The 3,493-nt window shown below is 41.6% G+C and carries 1 protein-coding gene; it reads right to left on the reverse strand.

All coding sequences use genetic code 11. From position 1 onward, the window contains the following. Nucleotides 1-533: 533 nt before the first annotated feature. Nucleotides 534-3,493: PKD domain-containing protein (locus U1E44_RS16650; protein ID WP_322932244.1), on the reverse strand; the 2,960-nt coding region annotated here is incomplete at its 5' end.

Raw genomic sequence — 3,493 nt, forward strand, 5'->3', positions numbered from 1 at the left:
CTTCTCAAACTCCGTAGGGAATTGACCCCGAACAGAAAAAGTGAACATGACACAAATCAATACGAAAAATAAAAGTTGGCTTATCTCCCTTTTAGGTCGAGCCCAATTGTCCTTCAACCAATTTATAAAAATATAAAAATTGACATCGTCTGTTTTGCGAAAGCATAGCGCCCCCGAATTTGGTTGGTTTTTGGTTTTCATAATTCCTTGACATGAATTCTATATAAATTCATGTCCTAAATAAAAAGTTAATTGAATCGGGATTAGATTAATTACCTAAAAATCTAGCTCAATGCTTCAATTATATGGGGAGCTGAAATGAAACTATTCTCTATTAAACAAAAGTATTTTATTTGAAATAAAAATGATAACAGTCTACTTTTTATTCGTTGATTAACAATAATTTATCGACGAAATGAAAAACTACTATTCCCTTAAAAAACTTTGAAAAAAGTTTTAGTGGCTATTTATGATAATTACAAAAAAAGCCTTCGACACTTAGTATCGAAGGCTTTAAACCTAGTATTATCTTATTATCTGTTCTTCACTAAAAGTTTTAAGCCGAAATCGGTTCCATCATTCATTTCTACATTCACATAATAAACACCATCCCTTAATGTGCCGATCGGAATTTCATAGGTGTCATCGCCTATAAACACGGTTTGTGGATCATAGGAACCCAACCATCTTCCACTGGCATCATGCAGGCTTAGCACTGTGATTATAGTAGTAGCAGGTTTGTTTTGCAACTGCACCAAAGCCACATTATTGGCCGGATTAATCGCAATAATGGCCTTCATTTTGTCACTTTCCTCTACTGACCCATCTTGAACTGAAATTCGGATGGTTGCTATGTGAGCAAATCCTTCTATATCTGACACCGTTAAGGTAACATCAAACTCACCAATCGTTGTAAAGGTGTGAATTGGATTGGGTTCAGTAGAAGTAGCACCATCGCCAAAATCCCATATATAAGAAACGATACCAACATCATCCGTAGAATTATCACCGGTAAAAATCACTTCCAAAGGTACATTTCCTAATACAGGAGCTGCACTAATTTGGGCTACCGGAGGCTGATTGCCAGTTGGATCGATAACTGTAATTGTTATGGTAGCCGTATCGGATAAACCATCAACATCCTGTACCATTAGGGTAACGTTAAACACGCCAACCGTTGTAAAAGTATGCGTTGGATTAGGTTCCGTTGAGCTAGTTCCATCACCAAAATCCCATACGTAACTCGTAACAGCCACATCATCGGTAGAAGTACTGCCGGTAAAATTCACCGTCAATGGCGCATCTCCAGATAACGGAGTGGCACTGGCTACTGCCACCGGAGGCTGATTTGCTAATGGACTGTTCACGGTAATGCTTATCGTAGAGACATCGCTTAATCCTTCTGCATCTTCTACCGTAAGGGTAACTTCAAATACGCCAGCAACCGTAAAGGTATGTACAGGATCCGCGGTACTTACTATTGGACTTCCATCACCAAAATCCCATACGTAACTCGTAACAGCCACATCATCGGTAGAAGTACTACCGGTGAAATTCACCGTCAATGGCGCATCTCCTGATAGCGGATTCGCAGTCGCTACTGCCACCGGTGCTTGATTTCCAGTGGTGCTATTCACTGTAATCACAATGGTGTCGATGTCGAAAAGCCCATCGCCATCGGTAACCATAAGTTCAACATCATAGATTCCGGGAAGCGAGAAGATATGAATAGGATCAATATCGGTGGAGGTGTTCCCATCCTTAAAATCCCATAGATAGGAAACAATACCCAAATCATCTGTTGAACCACTACCCGTAAAAGCGACTTCCAAGGGAGCGCTCCCTGTCAACGGAACGGCAGTTGCGACCGCTACAGGAGGCAGGAGCTGATTGACTACAATGGTAACTTCATCAAAACCAACCTCATTATCATCGTCGGTCGCGGTTAAACGAAACACATATTCACCCTGAACCACATTAGAAATAGTTAAATTGGGTGTTGCTTCTCCACTTAAGGTGGCTGAACTAGGACCACTTTGTTGCGTCCACAGGTAATTTGCAATGGCACCACCGTCGGGATCTATCGCATTACCATTGAGAAGAACATTGTTTATGGGTAATGTAATTTCTTGATCTTCACCAGCATCAACAATTGGAGGTTTTGTTCCAAAAACCCCAATTCCCGATATTTTAGGATTTTGAATAATCGACGTAAGCGTTATAGTTAAATTTCCATCATTCACAAAAATCCCACTAAAACTTTCAACAACTGCCGTGGCACTACCTCCCGCTGCTTCAACAATATCATAGGAATTAAGTTGTCGTTGCCCGTTCTCTATGTCAATATTAAATATGCGGGATCCGACTCCGCCCAATGGATCTCCATTGGGTAATCCAAAGAATAGTTCTGCAAAATGTAAATCCACGTTATAATTTCCTTGTGGTACGGGAATTTCATAAATTATAGGGCCATTGGAAGCACTTCTAAATCTCTCCGTTTGATATAATTCGTCATTCGTAGTGTTTTCTATCTCTACACTATTTGTAAACGTAGAACCCGCGTTAAAAAATTGGTCTTCCAGCCAATCCTCTCCATTAAATGTTAACGCAGGGCCACCGGAATTCAGTCGCAATACAACCGGTTCACCGGATACGGTAATCGTCGTTTCATCAAACGCTGTGTCCCCTTCGTCATCGGTAATTGTTAATCTGAAAACATAAGTACCTTCAATCAAATCACTGGCCAAAAGATCAGAGGTGGATTCGTTGGTCAAGGTAGCTAAACTGGGGCCACTCTCTTGCGTCCATTGGTAGGATACGATCGCTCCCCCATCCGGATCCGTACCAGAGCCTATCAAGAACGCATCATCCGGAAGATTTACTTGTAGATCTGGCCCCGCATTGGCAATCGGTAATTCTTTCGCTGCTCCACTTTCAAAAATGCCTATTCCTGATATCTTGGGAAACTCCACCACAGCGGTTAATGTTATGGTTAAACTACCATCAGTAACATTAATTCCCGTAAATCGTTCCACGATGGCCGTAGCACTACCACCAGCTGCTACAACAATGTCATAATTGTTTAGCTGTCCTTGGCCGTTTTCAATACTCACATTAAAAATTCTTGATCCTACCCCTCCATCTGATCCCTCTCCGGGGACTCCAAAGAAAATTTCTGCAAAGTGAAGTTCCACATCGTATTCTCCAGATACCATGGGTATCTCATAGGCAAAGCTACTGGAAGTCGTAAACCGTTCGCTTTGATAGAGCTGGTCGTTAGAGGTGTTGGCTATATCTATGGCATTATTAAATACTGAACCCCCACTAAAATATTGATCCACCAACCAAGTATCCCCATTAAAGTCATAGCTAGATCCTCCTGCATTTAATCGAATTGGGAAGTTGGGGAGCTCAATAACCGTTACCGTAACCTGATCAAAACCGCTGTCGCCCTCATCGTCTACCACCGTCAATCGGAACACGTAAGTGCCTG

This window comes from Aurantibrevibacter litoralis, assembly GCF_034651555.1.
Classification (GTDB): Bacteria; Bacteroidota; Bacteroidia; order Flavobacteriales; family Flavobacteriaceae; genus Aurantibrevibacter; species Aurantibrevibacter litoralis.